Origin of the sequence: Anaerococcus hydrogenalis DSM 7454 (genome assembly GCF_000173355.1) — a bacterium.
Lineage (GTDB): Bacteria > Bacillota > Clostridia > Tissierellales > Peptoniphilaceae > Anaerococcus > Anaerococcus hydrogenalis.
In genome coordinates, this window is the sequence record NZ_ABXA01000014.1 from 12,934 (window position 1) to 32,461 (window position 19,528).

13 protein-coding genes and 2 pseudogenes are annotated in these 19,528 nt (G+C 28.6%); 12 read left to right on the forward strand and 3 right to left on the reverse strand.

Features of this window, described 5'->3' with window-relative positions; all coding sequences use genetic code 11:
* Window positions 1-51 precede the first annotated feature (51 nt).
* From glyQ to ANHYDRO_RS02420, 6 genes and pseudogenes are all read left to right on the forward strand, one after another.
* Complete coding sequence (gene glyQ / locus ANHYDRO_RS02395; RefSeq protein WP_004813012.1) at window positions 52-927, forward strand: glycine--tRNA ligase subunit alpha; 876 nt, start codon at window positions 52-54, stop codon at window positions 925-927.
* Window positions 927-2,996: a glycine--tRNA ligase subunit beta gene (gene glyS, locus ANHYDRO_RS02400; RefSeq protein WP_004813014.1), complete on the forward strand. Its 2,070-nt coding sequence runs from the start codon at window positions 927-929 to the stop codon at window positions 2,994-2,996. Before glyQ ends, glyS begins: the two co-directional genes overlap by 1 nt.
* 8 nt (window positions 2,997-3,004) lie before the next feature.
* Window positions 3,005-3,818 (forward strand): annotated as a pseudogene (locus tag ANHYDRO_RS02405) (pyruvate, water dikinase regulatory protein).
* 44 nt (window positions 3,819-3,862) lie between these two features.
* A complete protein-coding gene (locus tag ANHYDRO_RS02410) occupies window positions 3,863-4,378 on the forward strand; it encodes a GNAT family N-acetyltransferase (RefSeq protein WP_004813023.1) in 516 nt (171 codons plus the stop codon).
* Window positions 4,379-4,387: 9 nt separating this feature from the next.
* On the forward strand, window positions 4,388-5,923 hold the full coding sequence (gene guaA, locus ANHYDRO_RS02415; RefSeq protein ID WP_004813024.1) for a glutamine-hydrolyzing GMP synthase: 1,536 nt from the start codon (window positions 4,388-4,390) through the stop codon (window positions 5,921-5,923).
* A gap of 289 nt (window positions 5,924-6,212) precedes the next feature.
* On the forward strand, window positions 6,213-7,829 hold the full coding sequence (locus ANHYDRO_RS02420) for a DUF4435 domain-containing protein (protein WP_004813027.1): 1,617 nt from the start codon (window positions 6,213-6,215) through the stop codon (window positions 7,827-7,829).
* 438 nt (window positions 7,830-8,267) lie between these two features.
* Here ANHYDRO_RS02420 and ANHYDRO_RS02425 read toward each other — a convergent pair whose 3' ends face one another.
* Window positions 8,268-9,332, reverse strand: coding sequence for a hypothetical protein (locus tag ANHYDRO_RS02425; RefSeq protein WP_004813028.1), 1,065 nt, complete (start codon window positions 9,330-9,332; stop codon window positions 8,268-8,270).
* A 25-nt stretch (window positions 9,333-9,357) separates the two neighbouring features.
* Window positions 9,358-9,771, reverse strand: a pseudogene (locus tag ANHYDRO_RS10315) (FRG domain-containing protein); the annotation flags it as partial.
* Window positions 9,772-10,530: 759 nt separating this feature from the next.
* Here ANHYDRO_RS10315 and ANHYDRO_RS02440 point away from each other — a divergent pair.
* The 4 genes from ANHYDRO_RS02440 to ANHYDRO_RS11410 all read left to right on the forward strand — a co-directional run bounded on the left by ANHYDRO_RS02440 (window position 10,531) and on the right by ANHYDRO_RS11410 (window position 16,152).
* Entirely contained in the window at window positions 10,531-13,962 is a 3,432-nt protein-coding gene (locus tag ANHYDRO_RS02440; RefSeq protein ID WP_004813033.1) for an SIR2 family protein, read from the forward strand.
* A 900-nt stretch (window positions 13,963-14,862) separates the two neighbouring features.
* A complete protein-coding gene (locus ANHYDRO_RS09845) occupies window positions 14,863-15,015 on the forward strand; it encodes a hypothetical protein (protein WP_004813036.1) in 153 nt (50 codons plus the stop codon).
* Window positions 14,996-15,409, forward strand: coding sequence for a cation diffusion facilitator family transporter (locus ANHYDRO_RS11405; RefSeq protein WP_004813038.1), 414 nt, complete (start codon window positions 14,996-14,998; stop codon window positions 15,407-15,409). The genes ANHYDRO_RS09845 and ANHYDRO_RS11405 overlap by 20 nt, the downstream gene beginning before the upstream one ends.
* A gap of 5 nt (window positions 15,410-15,414) precedes the next feature.
* Entirely contained in the window at window positions 15,415-16,152 is a 738-nt protein-coding gene (locus ANHYDRO_RS11410) for a cation diffusion facilitator family transporter (RefSeq protein ID WP_392389394.1), read from the forward strand.
* A gap of 773 nt (window positions 16,153-16,925) precedes the next feature.
* On the opposite strand, the gene ANHYDRO_RS02455 is transcribed toward ANHYDRO_RS11410, so the two are convergent.
* A complete protein-coding gene (locus ANHYDRO_RS02455; protein ID WP_039913822.1) occupies window positions 16,926-17,960 on the reverse strand; it encodes a YeiH family protein in 1,035 nt (344 codons plus the stop codon).
* A gap of 132 nt (window positions 17,961-18,092) precedes the next feature.
* Here ANHYDRO_RS02455 and ANHYDRO_RS02460 point away from each other — a divergent pair, with 132 nt between their 5' ends.
* Complete coding sequence (locus ANHYDRO_RS02460) at window positions 18,093-18,968, forward strand: LysR family transcriptional regulator (RefSeq protein WP_039913826.1); 876 nt, start codon at window positions 18,093-18,095, stop codon at window positions 18,966-18,968.
* 131 nt (window positions 18,969-19,099) lie between these two features.
* A complete protein-coding gene (locus ANHYDRO_RS02465; RefSeq protein ID WP_004813046.1) occupies window positions 19,100-19,492 on the forward strand; it encodes a helix-turn-helix domain-containing protein in 393 nt (130 codons plus the stop codon).
* Window positions 19,493-19,528: the final 36 nt, after the last annotated feature.

Sequence of the window (19,528 nt, forward strand, 5' to 3'; positions counted from 1 at the left end):
TTTAGCTCACTTGAATGGGTAATTAAATTAGTCAAATAAATAGGAGAGAAAATGTATTTTGAAGATTTAATGCTAAAATTAATAGAATATTGGGAAGGACAAGGTGCATCTTTCATGCTTCCTTACGATTCAGAAAAAGGAGCAGGAACAATGAATCCTCACACTTTTTTGAGATCTTTGGGAAAAGAACCTTGGAAAGTTGTTTATGTAGAACCATCAAGAAGACCAGCTGATGGTAGGTATGGAGAAAATCCAAATAGATTATACCAACACCACCAACTACAAGTTTTGCTTAAACCAACTCCAGAAAATATTCAAGACTTATATTTAAAAAGTCTAGAAGTAATTGGAATTAATCCAAAAGAACACGATATTAGATTTGTAGAAGATAACTGGCAATCACCAACTCTTGGAGCTTGGGGACTTGGCTGGGAAGTTTGGCTTGATGGAATGGAAATAACCCAATTTACTTATTTTCAACAAGTAGGTGGAATAAACTGCGAGCTTGAAAGTGGAGAAATAACCATGGGCCTTGAAAGAGTTTGTATGTACTTACAAAACGTGGACAATGTTTTTGATATTCAGTGGTCTGAAAATTTAAAATATTCTGATGTCTTTAAGTTACCAGAATATGAAAATTCAAAATATTCCTTCGAAGATGCTGATAGCGAAGTTTTGGAAAAATTATTTGAAATATACGAATCTGAAGCAAACAGATTAATTGATAAGGGACTTGTATACCCAGCTTATGATAATGTATTAAAATCATCTCACACATTCAACACCTTGGATGCTATGGGAGCAATCTCAGCATCAGAAAGAAGTCACTATATTAAAAGAGTAAGAGATATTTCTAGTAAAGTTGCAAAAGCATATATTGAAAAAAGAGAAGAACTAGGATATCCACTTTTAAGAAAGGATAAGTAATGAGCAAATATTTATTAGAAATAGGAGTTGAAGAATTTCCTTCAGCTTATATAAATTCAACAAAAAAACAACTTGAAGAAAAATTCAAAAAATTAATTGAAGAAAATAAATTAAGCCTGGAAGAAATAAAAGTAGAATCTACTCCAAGAAGATTTGCAATCTTGCTTGATGGACTTGAAGAAAACAAATCAGAAGAACTTGTAAGCGTAAAGGGCCCTTCCAAAAAAATTGCCTATGATAATGAAGGAAATCCATCAAAGGCACTTTTAGGATTTCTAAGAGGACAAAAGGCAGATATTTCTGATGTAATAATCAAAGATTTTAAGGGTGAAGAATATGTTTATGTAGAAAAAAAAGAAGAAAGCCCTTCTATAAAAGAAGTTTTGCAAAAAAATATTTATGAGCTTGTAAAATCATTAAACTTCCCAAGGTCTATGAGATGGGGAGGAAGATCAATTAGATTTGCAAGACCAATTAGGTATTTCTTATCACTTCTTGACGATGAAATTTTGGATTTTGATGCTGAAGGAATAAAAGTATCAAACACAACAAAGGGACATAGAGTTTTAGGAAAAAGCGAAATTGTAGTTGATAAAATTGATTCTTATTTAGACCTACTTAAAGAAAATTTTGTAATTTTATCTTACAAAGAAAGAAGAGAAATAATTCTTAGAGGCCTCAATCGCTATGCTAAAGAAATTGGTGGTAAATTTCTAAAAGATGAAGATTTACTAGAAGAAGTTATAAATATAGTAGAATATCCTACAGTTTTGATGGGTGAGCTTGACCATGAATACTTAAAATTACCAAAAGAGGTAATTATAACACCAATGAAAGATCACCAAAGATATTTCCCAATTGTAGATGACAATGAAAATTTGATGCCATATTTCTTACTTGTAAGAAATGGTGATGATTATGCTAAAGAAAATGTAATAAGTGGAAATAAAAAAGTACTTACAGCAAGACTTGAAGATGCAAAATTCTTCTATGACATTGACAATAATAAAAAGTTAGAAGAATATGTAGATCAATTAGACAGACTAACCTTCTTTGAAGGTCTTGGATCAATGAAACAAAAGACTGAAAGATTGATTTCTTTATCAAAAAATTACCTTGAAGAATTTAAACTTGGAGAAGATGTTTCTGATAATTTATTAAGGGCAGCTTATCTTTCAAAAGCAGACCTTGTTACAAAAATGGTTATAGAATTTACAGAACTTCAAGGAACAATGGGAAGAATCTATGCTACAAATTCTGGCGAAAATATCCAAGTTGCAAATGCAATAGAAGAAGCATATAAACCAAGAAGCTCAGAAGATTCACTTCCAAAGTCAGTTGCTGGAATTGTCTTATCAATAGCTGATAAGATTGATACAATAACAGGTCATTATATAATCGAAGATTATGTAACAGGAAGCCAAGACCCATTTGGACTTAGAAGATCTGCAATTGGTGTAATAAATATAATAGCTGATAAGAAAATTGATGTTGACATAAAAGATTTAGTAAAAGATTCTTTATTTGTATATACAGAAAAAAATGAACTTTCATTCGACTATAATCAAACTTTAGAAAAGATTACAGAATTTTTCATTGATAGGTTAAAAAATATGATGAATGATAAGGGATATAGGTATGATCTTGTAAATGCAGTATTAAATACTGGAGAATCAAATGTGCTTTCTGTAATTGAAAAGGTAAAAGCCCTAGAAGAATTTGTTAAAAGAGATGATAGCGAAGAAATTTTAAACTATTTCACAAGAATTAATAACTTTACAAAAGACTTTGACTTAATTGATGTAAATGTTGAAAAATTAGATGAAGGATTAGAAAGACAATATTATGATTGTATAAATAATCTTGAAAGTGAAAAATATCTAAGCCAAAAACTTTACCAAAAAGCTTTGGAAGAAATTGCATCAACAAGACAAATTGGTAACGACTACCTAGACAACACTATGATAATGGTAGATGATGAAGAAATAAAAAATAATAGATTGGCTCTATTAAATAAACTTGCTAAAGATATTTCGAGGGTATTTAATATAAAAGATTTAGTAAAATAGGAGATAAAATGGCTCGTGGTGTATTGAATGTTTATATAATAAGTGATTCTACTGGAGAGACGGCTCAAACTTTTGCAAAATCAGTTGTAACTCATTTTCCAAATGTTAATTTCAATATAAATAGAAAATTTAATATTGACAGTGAAAATAAAATTGATAAAATAGTTAAAAAAAATCCCTGAAAAATCAATAATAATCCAAACTATTGCTGAAAAAAAGCTAGAAGAATATGTGAAGGAAAAAGCTTTAGAAAAAAATATAGAAGTAATAGATATACTAGGACCGGCCCTTTCTTTGTTTGAAGAAGTTACAGGAGAGAAAGCCTTAAGGGAGAAAAAACTTACAAGAAAACTATCAAAAGATTATTTTTCAATGATAGAGGCAATAGAATTTGCTGTAAAATATGATGATGGAAAAGACAAAAGGGGAATAAAAGAAGCAGATATTGTTCTTCTAGGAGTATCAAGAACATCCAAAACACCAGTAACTATGCTTTTGGCAACAAAAGATTTTAAAGTTTATAATCTTCCCTTAGTTCCAGAAATAAGACTGCCAGAGGAAGTTTTTGATATAGACCCAAAAAGAATAATAGGATTAACTATAAATCCAGATAAATTATCAAAAATTAGGGAAGACAGGTCAAAAGGACTTGGTATAAATTCAAAAAGTGATTATTTTGATAAAGAAAGAATCAATAGAGAATTAGAATATGCTAAGGAAGTCTTTGAAGATTTGGATTGTAAGGTAATAGATGTAACTTTAAATACAATAGAACAAACAGCTACAGACGTTCTAGAATACTATAAAAAGAATTTTTCATAAAATATTGCTGCTTTAGCAGCTCTATTTTTTATAAAAGGAGAATTATGGAAAATACGAAACTTATACTATCAAGAAGGTTGATAATAAGAAGGTTTGAAAAAGAAGATTTGGAAAAAGATTTAGAATTTATAAAAGACCCAAAATTTTTCTATATGTCAAAAGTAGAAGATGAAAAAGGATTAATAGATACATGCCTTTCAAACTATGAAAATAAAAATAATTACAATTTTTGGCACATAGTAAACAAGGGGATGAATGATTCTATAGGAACAATAAGAGCAAACGAATGCGAAAATGGAGTTAGGATTTATATAATAATAAACAAGTCATTAAGAAATAGGGGCTATGGTAGGGAGGCCCTAGAAGCTGTAATAGATTATTTCTTTACCCTCGGGCAAGAAGAAGAAGTTTATGTAAAAGCAGGAAAAAATAATGAATCCTTTAAAACTCTTATAGATAAATTACACTTTAAAAAGTATGATGAAGATACAAAGTATAACTACTACAAGATGGATAATCTTGATTATATGAAATATTTTGCAATATTTGGAGAAATATAGGAGGGGTAGATGGAGAAAAAATCTGAAATAATGGTATTGGACTTCGGTGGCCAATACAATCAACTTATAGTAAGACGAATAAGAGAAATGGGAGTCTATGCAACACTTCATGATTGCGATGTTGACCTAAAAACTCTTGATCTAGAAAACTTAGATGGAATAATTTTGACAGGTGGACCACAATCAATCCATAGTGACCAAAGTTTAAAATTAAATCCAGAAATATTAGACTTAAACGTTCCAATACTTGGAATATGTTATGGAATGCAAGCCTTAGCTTTCCACTTTGATGGAGAAATATCCGAAGCTGAAAAAGGAGAATACGGTAAAACTCCTTTATTTGTTGACCAAAGATCAAAATTATTTGAAAATGTAGCACAAGAATCAATAATTTGGATGAATCACAGAGACCAAGTTACAAAAATTTCTGATGGTTTCAAAAAAATTGCCTGGTCATTAAATTGCCCAATAGCAGGATTTGAAAATGAAGAAAAAAATATATATGCAGTACAATTTCATCCAGAAGTTGCCCATTCCGAATACGGATTCCAAATGCTAGAAAACTTTGTTTTAAATATTTGTAAGGCAAAAAAAACTTGGATAATGAAAGACCTTGCAAAAGAAACAATAGAAAAAATAAAAGAAAAATATGCTGGAGAAAAAATGATTTGTGGACTTTCAGGTGGGGTTGACTCAACAATAGCTGCAACACTTGTTCACAAGGCAATAGGAAATGATCTACAATGTATATTTGTAGACCATGGTTTACTAAGAAAAGATGAAGCAAAATCTGTTATGGACCAATACAAAGAAATTGGTTTAAATGTAAAAATGGTAGATGCATCAAAAGAATTTCTTGATTTACTAAAAGGCGTAGAAGATCCAGAAGAAAAAAGAAAAATAATAGGAAACCACTTCATAGAAGTATTTGAAAGAGAAGCCAAAAAATTTGGTGATGCAAAATATTTAGTACAAGGAACAATATATCCTGATGTAATAGAAAGTGGAAAAGGAAAAGGCTCAGTAATAAAATCTCACCACAACGTAGGTGGACTTCCAGAAGATATGCTCTTTGAAGGAGTAGTAGAGCCACTAAGAGAACTATTCAAAGATGAAGTAAGAGCCCTTGGAGAAAGCATCGGAGTTCCGGAAGAAATGGTATGGAGACAACCATTTCCAGGACCAGGACTTGCAATTAGAGTTATAGGAGATATAACAGAAGAAAAATTAGAGATTGTAAGAGAAACCGATGCAATCCTTAGAGAAGAAGTAAAAAATGCAGGATTAAACAGAGACATCTGGCAATATTTCACAGTATTTACCCCACTAAGAACAGTAGGAGTAAAAGGTGACGAAAGATCTTATGACTATGTTGTTGTAGTAAGAGCCGTATCAAGTAAAGACGCAATGACAGTAGAAGCATTCGATATGCCATACGAACTCCAACAAACCCTATCAAACAGAATGATAAACGAAGTAAAGGGAGTTGGAAGAATAGTCTACGATATAACATCAAAACCACCAGGAACAATTGAATGGGAATAATCGCAAAATTTTCTAAAATGGCTTAATTACAAGCTATAAAGAGAATGAAAAATGGCTACTGGTACTCAAATGGTACTGGAAGTAAAAAAGAATAATTAAAATAATAGTTCCAAGTGGTTTACATTTGGACAAAAAATTAGACCGTAGTTTCAATGGTTCTATAATAAATGTTGGGATCAACCTAGACTCCAATATTTATTGTAGAACCATTTTATTAAGTTAAATCTTCAGGTTAGATTTAAATAAAACGATTGTATTAATTTGAAGCTAAGTTTAAGAGGTAAGCAATATGTTGAAGAATTTGAAAATTTATAAGTATAAACTACCTACAATTAATGGTGAATCTAAAGAGCATACAACAAATAATAATTCAATAATTATTATAGGGGCAAATGGTAGTGGAAAAAGTAAATTGGGTGCTTGGATTGAAGAAGAGGACCCCTTAGAAGTTCATAGAATTGGAGCACAAAGAAATCTTAACTTTAAAGAAAATATACCACTGAGTAATTATGATTACGCTAAAAATAGAATTTTTTTTGGAACTGATAATGAATATGACATTCAAAATAAAGATAAGGGATCTAGATGGGATTATGGAAAAGCATATACCACTAAACTTTTAAATGATTTTGATATAGTGTTAGCGGCATTAATTGGTTTATATAACAATGAGACGTCGAATTATTTTAATGATTGCAAAATAGCTGAAAAAAATAACTATCCTAAACCTAACATTTCATTTACAGTTTTGGATAAATTAATAAATATTTGGAATAGCATATTTCCACAAAGAACACTTATATTTGAAGATTCTAAGTTCTTTGCTTATGAAAGAAACAAACCTACTAAAAAGTATTCTGCAAATCAAATGAGTGATGGAGAAAGAGCTGTTTTGTATTTAGCGTCACAAGTTCTGGTTGTACCAGATAATAAAACTTTAATAATAGATGAACCTGAATTACATCTTCACAACTCAATAATGAATATTTTATGGGAACAGTTAGAGAATTATCGTCAAGATTGTTTATTTATTTATATAACACATGATACAAATTTTGCTGCTTCCCATAAGAATTCGGAAAAGATATGGATAAAGAATTATGATGGGGAAAATTGGAATTTAGAAAAAATAATTTCTAATGAATTACCAGAAAAGTTACTATTCGATATTCTCGGATCACGTAAAAATATTTTGTTTGTAGAAGGAGAAGAGAGTAGTTTTGACAATCAATTATATTCTATTTTATACCCAGACTATTTTATCATTCCTTGTGGAAGTTGTATGCAAGTCATTATGAGAACAAAATCTTTTAATTCAACCCAAAAGATTCATAATTATAGTGTTTATGGATTAATTGATCGTGACTTTCGAACAGAAGATGAAATAAATAAATTAGAGAAAGATAATATTTACACATTAAAGGTTGCCGAAGTTGAAAATCTATTTATTATAGAAGAACTAATTAGTTTTTTATCAGATTATTTAGGCAATAATTTTAATGAAATATTTAGTAATATCAAAAATTATGTCATAAATGAAAGGTTTGATAATCAAATTCGTGGTCAGATTAAGAAAAATGTAGTATCTCAGATAAAACATAAATTATCCTTGGCTGAAATTTCTGAGATTAATACAAAAGAAAGTTTAAAAAAGGCTATTGAAAATATTGATGCCGATAGAATTTATGAAGAAACATTAAAATCATATGAAGAAGCGTTGATAAGTAATAATTATAAAAAAGTGATAAAAATGTTTAATGAAAAAGGATTATCTAAATCAATAGGTCATTATTTTGGTCTTCAAAATAATGTTTATTTAAATATAGTTATTTCTATTTTGCGAAATAAGGAACAAGAGGAAGTATTTGGAATATTTAAAAACTATGTCCCAAGGCTTTCGGATTAAACATTGATATAAACTTAGTTCGGAACAATTATAATTTCTCCGGTACTGGGACTGGGACGGGACTAAAAATCTGAAAACATCCTATAATTAGTAAGATTTATTGGTACTATAAAAAATAGAACCTAGTATTTTGAATGGTTTGGGATATATCGGACATTTGGAAAAGAAGAATGGGAGTGATTAAAAATAGGTTTTAAAGCCTTATAATTAACCGTTTTGTGAGCGTTGTGCTTGCAAAGTGCTTGCAGATTATTATTTCATATAAAAAACGCTATTCAGTTTTAATGGATTGAATAGCGTTTTTGCAATTAACTCATTTTTTTATTAGTTTAGATACCGATTTTATAGCTGGGAATATAATTACACCTAAAGCAATTTTTCCTACTGGTTTGATGAATTTACCTACTTGACTTGCGGTTTTATAAATGTTTTTTCTTTTTATTGGTTGTTTTCATTATCCCTTGCCTCCAAAAGTTCATTACCTTTAAATTTTATTAGTATATTGCCATTATCAAGATTTTGTTCATAAGTGGTTAGTAATCGTGTTTTATAATATTCTGGTGATTTATACCACATTTTTTCAAAATTATCACGAGATAACATAGGTTCAATTTTTGATATTCTATATAAATTTTGATGTTCAAAAACTTTTTTGCTATCATCCAACAATGAGCATATTAGATGAGGCTGTTTTAAGTATGTGTATGCATATGCCATAGGCTCTATGGACATATAATAATATTGAAAATATTCTTGTATGTCATTATATCTTGTAGTTTGAGTTTCATAATAATTTGTTTTTTTAAAACAAGTCCATATTAGTTTTAGCTTCGATTCGGGAATTTCTTCCAAAGAATTTAATTTATCAATTAGTGTTTTTTCAATCAGTTCTCTTCCTTCTCTTAGCATAGAAAGTGAATCAAGTATGAGCTTTCTTTTTTCATCAAGATTACCTTTATAATTTAATGCATCTATTAAATGCTTTCTACCTGCATTTACCTTGGCGAATCTATCATTATCTTGTCCTCTTTCAATTCTTTTTGCAATTATATGCAACTCTTGGATTTCTTCCATTAGAAGTTGATATTGTTGCTGCTCAAACATATTATGTATGGCATTATGGAAATTTATCATGTCTTGATTTGTCACTTTTCCTTTAATTTCTAATCGAATTTTTCCACTTAAGCCTTTTTCGGTATAATCATATAAATCAGGCAATAAGTCCCCAGTTATTTTATCTTTTAGAAAACGAACATCGTGCATTTCCATTTTTTTTAACAATTCAGGAGTAAATTTGACTGCATAGTCTAATTCTGGGTTAATTATTTTGTTAGCTGTTTTTCCAATTTCAAAAGTATTTATCAATTGGTGTAACAATATCTTGGCATCAGTTTGATAGTCTTTCATGGAAAATGTATTGATATTATCATTACTACTTATAAAATGTTTTTTAGACAAATCTATTTTATAGTTTTGTTTTTCCAACTCTTTTTTCTTACTCAAATGAATGAACCCTCCTTATAATTAACTATATCTCTTGAAGCATATTACTTTTTTTGAGATATTCAATATGCTTTTTCACTCTTTCATCTCTTGACAGTGCTTCAAATTTTTTCTGTGTTAGTGGTAAAGAATAATACTCTACAGACTTATTTTTCATAGAATCAAACTGTTCTTTTGTAATAGAGCAAGACCCCAAGTCAAACAGGTTATCCGATAGTTCCTTTAAAATATTGCATACATCAGCATTAAAAAATCGGTTTCCTATCTCTTTCACGTCACGATTAATAGAGACTATATCATTTTCACAGGCGAAATATAGTGATACTATTGGATTTTCAGTTATATCTAATAGTTCTGTTGGTAATCCATTATGTTGACTATATGCTATAAAACTTTCTCTACTATCACTGTCTAACATGTAGCCAATTTCTCTAAAGTAATCACGTCTAGCTTCCCTTAGATTATTTTGAAATTGTGTTTTTCTATAGCCACTAGCTAGTAAAGGCTTTTTGTACTTAGCGCCTTAACCTCTAAAGAAAAATTTACTTCCATTTGATGTTATTTCTTGAAGAACTTCCATAAAACTAATTAAGTTTTTTATTTTAAATTTTTTCATGTTATAATTATACCACTTAATAATCGAAATAATACCTTATAGAATTGTTAGATAATATATATTTTGTTTGTATGCTTTAATAAGAGAAACTGGTGAGTGCTTCAGTTAAGTAAAAATAATGGTCAAGAATTAATAATAAAGGAATATGATGATACTTACAATCAAACTGATGAATAAAAAAATCAGGACTTAATTATAAAAAAACATTAAAAGCAGAAATAATATAAAAACAAATATTTAAATAATAAAATAACATTAGATATTACGTCTGGTTTGAGTAACGCATATTAATTTATTTAGAATTCTAGATCAAAATAAAAAAGATTGGTATCATACTGATGAAATTTTATAATTTCCAAACGTTAATTTAGGATTGTTAAAAAAAGAAAATATTAATACATGAATGAACAAATAATAAGGACAGCTGGTTATGATTAACCGTAAATTGTTATTATAACTATGGATTTTAATAAAAATATATTATTATTAGAGTAAGTGATATAATTTCTAAATGATATCTAGAATTGATTCAATAGAAATTAGTATAAGTTTAATAATCTATATACTTATTATGGAAGGATAATGATGATAATAAAAAATATTGAGTACCCTGAATTATTGGTAGAGTCAATAAAAAATGATAACCTTGTGATTTTTTGTGGGGCAGGTATATCGATGGGTGAACCAACCAATCTACCTAGCTTTAACGAACTTTCGGATAAAATAGCTGAATTGACTAATCAAGAAAAAAGAAATGATGAGTCCGATGAGCAATACTTAGGTAGAGTTGAAAATTTAGGTCATGATGTACACAGTAAAGTTTGCGATATACTCAATGCAACTCAGACTCAACCAAATACAAATCATGAAACTTTGATTGATTTTTTTAAAAAAGACATTCGTATTGTTACTACTAATTATGATATTATGCTTGAAAGTGCCTTAGAAAAAAAGGGAAGAAAGGCAAATATATATTCTTATCCAGCACTTCCATATGGTGATAAATTTAATGGAATTGTTCATTTACATGGTGATGTTAATAATCCTACAGATATTGTGCTTACAGATTCTGATTTTGGAAAATCTTATATGTATCATGGAAATATAACAATGTTTTTAAGAGGTTTATTTGAGTCAGAATATACTGTACTTTTTATTGGATATAGTTATAGTGATATTGTAATGAAGTATTTTACAAGGTCATTACCAGATTTATCTGGTAAAAAAAGATATATTTTTACTAGTAGTGACCAAGCTAGTAACTATAAACCACTAGGATTAACTCCTATAATTCATGAAAAAAATAATTATAAGCAAATATATGATTCCCTACTTAGAATAGCTAATTTAGTAACCAGGGATGATAATAGCTGGAGTTTAAGAATTAAGGATATTTCAGAAGAAGTACCCAATAAAATAAATGATGAATTTGACTTCGAAATCAAAGAAATATTAAACAATATACACTATTCTGATAAGTTCTTTTCAAAAATAAAAAGTAGGGACTGGGCAGAATACCTTTTTAACAAGGGATATTTTGATGAGATCTTTTCTAGTAATAAAGTAGATGATTTTGGTACTCAAAGAATAGAATGGTTATCTAGAGAAATAATTATAAATGAAACTGATTTGTTTTTAAAATTTTGTTATGATAAAGATTTTATATTGAGCAAGAAATTACAGATAGAAATTGCGACAATAATTTGTAATAAAAATACTAAAATTGAAAAAATCGAAAAATTAATTAATTTAATTGATTTTAATAATTTAGATTTTATGTTGGTAGATCTATTGTTAGATGTTTGTTATACAAATAGACCTAAGTTAGATTTTGTTGCAAACGAAATTTATTCTTCAAGTTTATCGTTCATATTAAATAAAAAAACAATCATCTCTACGGATAAAATAGGTATAGATTTTAAGTTCGAAAACAACATTATGAAACAGTTGTGGAATAAGTACAAATTGTTTAAGAATAAATATTATATTAATATACTAAATAATATATCAAATCAACTATATAACTTGAAAAGATATAAAATTATGGGATTTAATGTAGAAGAATTTGAATTTGATTCGTTCTATCCGAGACCTGAAGAGTATCTAAGCAATCATGAACAATTTTTTATTATTTTCAAAGAACTTTTATTAGGTATGGATAATAAGAATAAAGAATATTGGTATAAAACATATATTTCATCAGATATTCCTATATTACTTAGATCTTCCTTGTTAATATTAAGGCACATGTCTAACATTACAGGTAAAGAGAAATTAAATTTATTGAAATCTAATAATATTAAAATCTTAGATATAAGCTTAAGGGAAGAGTTATTTTGGCTATATGCAGATATCTTCCCTAAATTGGAAGATGATGATAAAAAAATATTTTTAAATGAAATAATGAATGAAGAAAAACTTAATAAAAATTTTACTGATAAATCGTACTTTTATCAAAAATATAACTTACTAATTTGGCTACAAAGGTTTGATAAAAGTAATCAGGATATTATTAATAAGATAAATTCTATTAAAAATAGATATGATTATTTTAAACCAAGAGAAAATCCCGAAAAATCAATTGGTCCTACTACTCTAAGATTGAGTGATGCACAATTACCATACACTGAAATAGAAATCGTTAATAACTTAGAAGGAATTATTGATGAATTATTATCCTATGAAGGAGATGGGTTTGAACGAGCGGAGAGAATAACGCTGATTAGAAAATTAGAGAAAATTTGTTCTGAAAATGAAAATTTTAGAGAGAAGCTTATAGAAATATTAATCAAGGAAAATGAATTAGATACCGATTTATGGAGAGGCATTATAATGTCTTTAGAAAAATCTAATTTATCTGAACAAAAGTTAATATATACTTTTAATAGGGTATTTTTTAATCCGATATTTGATATCTATAATCTTGAGATATCTCGTGTTATTTTTTCAATTGTAAATACAAGAAATAATATTAGTGATAAACTTGTAAATTTCTTTTATAAAAAGATTAATTTATTATGGAAATATTCTAGTAATACAGAAGAAAAATCACTTGATTATATGACTAGAGCATTGAATTCATCCAAAGGTAATTTAGCTTTATCATTAATTAAATTAATAGAAATTTCAGTAAAAAATAGTGGAGAAAAATATTTAGAGGATAGATTTAAATATTTTTTAGAACAAATGTTAAATGAAGAGGGATACAATGATTCTCTAGTTGTTATACTAGGGAATGCATCTTTCTTTTATAGTATTGATAGTGATTGGTGCAAAGAAAATATTTTATATAGATATAGATCTAAAGATAAAGAAACCGTAAATATAGCGTGGAATGGATTTGTACATCAATCATATTTATACACAGAATTTACGTTGATTTTTGAGCCTATATATCATGAAGCTATTAAAAACTTAGATATATTTGGTAAAAATCTGAGAAAAATAATATTAAAAGGATATGTATCTTTAATTTTTAAATTTTCAGAAAATCCTTTAAGAGATTATATTCCTAATATATTTAGTGGTGATATTGCAGATGCAACATTAGAATTATTTTATTTTGAGTTATCGAAAGGTATTGACCAATTAGATAAAGCTGGAAGAAAAGAAATATTTGATAAATGGATAAAAGAATTCTTAGACAGACGAGCAGAAAATTATCCAATAAAAACATCTAACCATGAAAAAAACCTTATTATCAAATTTTTAGTGAAATTTCCTTACTTTACTAGCAATTTAGAGGAAATATTAAAGAAATTTAATAAAGAATTTACTATAGAGCAATCTACTTTATATTTTTTCACACAAGCTATTGAAATATCAAAAGATAATGCAGAGCTGGTAAATAAATTAATGATATTTATTACTGATCAAATGATAAATAATACACAGGAGTTAATAACTTATGATATTAAAGAAGATTTGAAAAGTGTATATTATAAAATTTTAAAATATGAAGTGGATATATATAACTTAGAAGAAAACCTTAGGTTTATGAATATTATTCAATAGAGACTTATATATCGCAAGTAATCTAAGAAAAATTTATTTAGAAGAATTAAAATTTATCTCTTTTAGTATCTTTACTAAAGAATCCTATTAGACTGGATAAAAGAATACGACGTATACATACCAATTACTTAAATACTCTTTTGGCGTTAAATTCCTAGTTTTATAAAGTCAGTTATTGAAAATAGAAAATTAGTTTCAAATAGGAAAATGGAATGAAAATTACAAAATTTTATGACTATGGTGGGAAGAATTATGTTCTCTGTGCGGTTGGAACAAATGGTTTTATAGTAAGTTTTTACTCAAGATAGGAGCTTGTTATGAAAAAATTAGAGATAATATTAGATTTAGGTGATTGACAAGTAGCTAGTAACTATTACGACGAAAAATCTGATTGCTTGTTTACAGGCATAGATGTAGTTGACAATGATGAATACATTTAAGAATTAAATAATGAAATTCATGATTTATATTCATCACATTATAAAATAAATTACAATGATGAACTTGTATATTTTGACAGGGAACAAGAAAAAATATAAGTACAAGATGTTTAATTTACTTGAAAATATATAAAACGCCTTTATGAAGTAAATGACGGTTCCTTCGAGATTGATGATAGGGAAACTGAAAGAGTTAAAAACCCAAGGTACTGGGACTTCGATGGACCTAAAATTTAAAAATGTCCTATAATTAGATGTATTTAGTGATATTAGAAAAAATAGAACCTAGTATTTTGAATGGTTTGGGATATATCGGACATTTGGAAAAGAAGAATGGGAATGATGAAAAAAATTTATCAGAAAATGATTTACTATTCATTAGTGTTTCAGTAGGAAAATCACTGTTAGGCAAATTCTCTTATGGTCATAAATTACGTAGTTCACGCAGTAAAAATTTTTAATGAAACTTCCTTTAAATAATGATAAAATAGATTGGACCTATATGGAAACTCTAACACAGGCTATTAAAAAACTTGTAATTAAAGATCTTGTTTTATATACAGATCAAAAGATATCCGCTAGTAAAAAAGTTATTGCTAATAATAAGGAGTGAAAAAATATCAAATAACAATTTTGAAGTATTAAATGAATCAGAAATCCGTGGAAAAATTATTGTAAGGACGAGTATTATTGGAATAATAACCAATGTTTTATTAGCGGTCTTCAAGGCAATACTTGGGGTTTTGGTCAATTCCATTGCCTTAACCCTTTATGCTGTTAATAACTTGTCTGATGCTCTTTCTTCTCTTGTAACTATCATAGGAGAAAAATTTGCAAGCAAGGCTCCAGATAGAAAACATCCCATGGGTTATGGAAGGATTGAATATATTTCTTCAATGATCATAGCTGCTCTTGTCTTATATGCTGGAATCACTTCTCTAGTAGAGTGTGTTAAAAAATTATCAACCCAAGCCCCGCTTCCTACGCCAGGCTTTCTATTTTTGTAATTGGTATTGCTGTTGTAGTGAAGTTTTTCTTAGGAAACTATGTCAAAAGACAGGGAAAAAAAGTAAACTCAGGAGCTTTAATTGCATCTGGGTCAGATTCACTATTTGATTCAATTCTTTCACTTTCTGTTTTTCTTTCTGCCATTGTTTTTATGGTTTTTGGACTTTCTCTCGAATCTTATGTAGATCTTGTCATTTCTGTATTTATGATTAAAGCAGGAATAGAAATGATTCTTTCTACTATTGATGATTTAATTGGTCATAGATCCGATCCAGAAATGGTGAAAAAGATTGAAGACTTAGTAAAAGAAGAAGACCCTGTAATTGGAGTATATGACCTTGCACTTTTTAATTATGGTCCTAACAAATATTACTGCTCTCTTCATGTTGAGCTTCCAGACCATATGGATGTTGATGAAGTAGATAAACTTACAAGAAAATTACAATACAAAATCTATAAAAAAACTGGTATTATCTTGATTGCTTTAGGTGTTTATTCCTACAACACAAGGGACAAGGAAGATGGAGAAATTAGAAGAACAATTGAAAGAAAGATTATGAATCACGATTGGGCTCTCCAAGTTCATGGATTTTATATAGACAAAAATAATAAAAGTATTAGGTTTGATGTTATCTTGAGTTTTGATGTGGAGAGAGATGAAGCATTAAAAGTTATTGAAGAAGAAATTTCTAAACTTTATCCTGATTACAAAATACAAATTGTTCCAGATATTGATTTATAATTATAGGTCACTGAGTAGGAAGCACTTTTTTTATTTTATCACTGAATGCCCCCCAATTACAAAGAAATTTTCAAGTATGATATAGACACACTCAAACGCAGAGAATAAAAAATAGCTACTGGTATTCAAATGGTACTGGAAGTAAAAAAGAATAAATTGAATAATTCTTCCAAATACTTTACATTTGGACAAAAAATTAGGGGCTGTTGCAGAATGAATAAATTGTACCAATATCATTAGATGAACCTCCACGGAAAGTCTCACTAGGCCGACGGGCTAATATAGCCTCCATCATCTGGTAGGCGCCGATCGGCCCACCGGACAGGAGAGGTAAAATTTCCTAATAGAAGCTTCTAACGATGGTGCGATAATTATTCATTTTGCAACAGCCCCTTTTTCTATGCACAAATGTAAAGAGTTTCAGGGTCAAGATAAATAGTTTAATTGTATAAAATATGGTTGGAAACTAGGTCTAGATTGAGTTACTGGGATAGAGACGGGACTAAAATCTGAAAATTTCCTATAATTAGGTAGGTTTGATATATTTTTAAAATAGAATCTTGTATTTTGATTGGTTTGGAATATTTCTTATGTTTGGAAAAGAATAATGAGAGTAAAAATATCTATAAATGGTAGGATTTGGTTTATTATTTTTTTATTAGTTATAATTTAAAGCTTTCTACTTACTGGTCTTATATTTTTTTAATAAAAAAACTGGCTCTAGTAGTTAGTTTTATTGCTAACTTTTGGAGTCAGTTTCTAAAAGATTTATTTTATAAGATACCTAGTACTTTTTGTAGTATTAGGGTTATTGAGGTTATTGCTATGAAACACACGCCACCTAGGGCAATGGGTCTTGCTTCTGATTTTAATAGTTTTACTATATCACTATTAAAACCAATAGCTGACATTGCCATTACAATAAAAAATTTGGATAAGTCCTTAAAGGGTTTGAAAAATTCAATATTTACTCCTTTGGCTAGGGCTATGGTAGTAATCAAACTTGCAAGGATGAAGTAGATTATAAAGAATGGGAAAATTTGTATTATAGAGATTTTTTTATTATCTTCTTGATTAGCGTTTCTCATCTTAATGAGGGCTAGTCCTAAGCATATTGGAATTATTGCTAGGGTTCTAGTCAATTTTACTGTTACAGCCTTGTCAAGCGTCTGACTACCTAGATTATATATTGTATCCCATGTTGATGCACATGCTGTAACTGATGATGTATCATTAACAGCAGATCCTGCAAATATACCAAAGGCATGACCATCAGTAGTTGAAAATCCAATCATACGACCTAAGCTTGGAAATAAAATAGCAGATAAGATATTAAAAAAGAATATAACAGATATAGCTTGGGCTATTTCATCTTCATCTGCATCTATAACTGGAGCGGCAGCTGCAATTGCAGAGCCTCCACAAATTGATGATCCAACACCAACAAGAGTTGCGATATGTCCTTTTATAAGTCCAGACTTATAGGCTAGGTATGCGATTATAAGTGATGTTGATATGGTAGATAGGATGATTGGAAGTGATTCTTTACCAGTTTTTAAAACAATTCCAAGATCAAGACCAAACCCAAGGAGGATTACAGAATATTGAAGGATTTTCTTTGATGTAAATCTCACACCACCAATATAAGGTTTTTTGTCTTTTATAATTTGACCTAGGGCCATTCCAATTAGAATACCAAAGACTGCTGGGCCTACTAGTGGGATTTTTTTGCCGATTATCTGGGATATTATTGCAATTATAAGGCAGAGAATAATCCCTTTTATATTTTTTTCTATAGATTTTATCATATATTCTCCTTTCACTTTTTTTTATTATATAATAACTTTCACTTTTGTTATTATATAATAAATAGATATAATGTAAAATTATAATTATTTACTATATGATAAAAATTTGTTATGATAGATGTGGAGGATGCTATGTTAGATTTTAGAATAGAAAGTTTTTTGGAAGTATGTAAATATATGAATTTTACAAGGGCTGCTGAAAGTCTTAATATAACACAGCCAGCCATATCTACTCATATTAAATATTTAGAAACCTATTACAATTGTAAACTTTTTTATAGAAATAAGAGGAATTTGTGTCTAACAGATGAGGGCAGGATTCTAAAATCTGCTTTACTTTCTATGTCAAATGATCAAGATAAGTTGAAGATGATATTATCTGAGAAAAAAACTAAGAGTGAAAAAATTTCCCTGGGTTTTACTAGGTCGGTAGGAGAATATCTAATATTGGATAAGCTTATAGCCTTGATTAAAGAAAAACCTTCTTGTGATTTCCATATTTATTATGAAAATACGGACGAGATTTTAAATGATATTGATAGTGGGAGGATAGACTTTGCCATTATAGAGGGATTTATAAAATCTAGTGATTATTTTATTAAAAAATACAAAAGCGATAGGATTGTTTGCATCAGCCACAAGGACCACAAGTTTAAAAAACAAGTAAAAAAGTTAACAGACTTATTAGATGAAAGAATTATTATTAGAGAAGACGGATCTGGTACCTTAGATATATTAAAAAATTTTCTAAACATGGACAATATTGATACGAAAGATTTTGCAAATATCATAGAAATAAATAATATGCGTTCCATAGTAGAAATGCTCAAATCGGATTGTGGCATAAGTTTTATTTTTGAATCTTGTGTAAAAAAAGAACTAGAAGAAGGTATTCTCATGGTTATGGACCTAGAAGATTTCAATCTAGTTCATGATTTATCCATTGTTGCCAGTAAAAATTCAATATTTACTGATTTGTATTTGCAAATAGCTGAAACTTTTTATTAGAAAAAATTTCATAGTATTAGGATAAGCTAAGATAGCTAAAGAAAAATATCGTTTTATAAAATCAAAAAAATGGCTAATCTCAATGATATGTAACCCTCTTTACTGGACAAACCGGTAAGGAGGGTATTTTTATGAAATATAGTTATGAATTTAAAAAAGAATGTGTACAGTTGTACAGAGAAGGAAAATGGGCAGATACACCTGAAGGAATTAAAGAAAAAATATTTCATGATACAATCAGAAAATGGTTTAAATTAGAACAACTTCATGGTCCAGAAATTTTAAAACATGGAAATAATATCAAGTGGAAAACTGATGAGAAGCTAGAAGTGGTAAGCAAAGTATTATCTGGAAATACTATAGGGTCTGTAGCGATTGAAGTCGGTATTAATCCTGGACAACTTTATTCATGGGTTAACAAGTATAAAATTTATGGATATAATGGTCTTGTAAACAAAAAGAAAGGTCGTAAACCTAAGAATATAACTATGAAAAAACAAATATCCATAAACCAAAAAACTTGATGAATCTGAACGAGAAGAATTAATAAGACTTAGAGC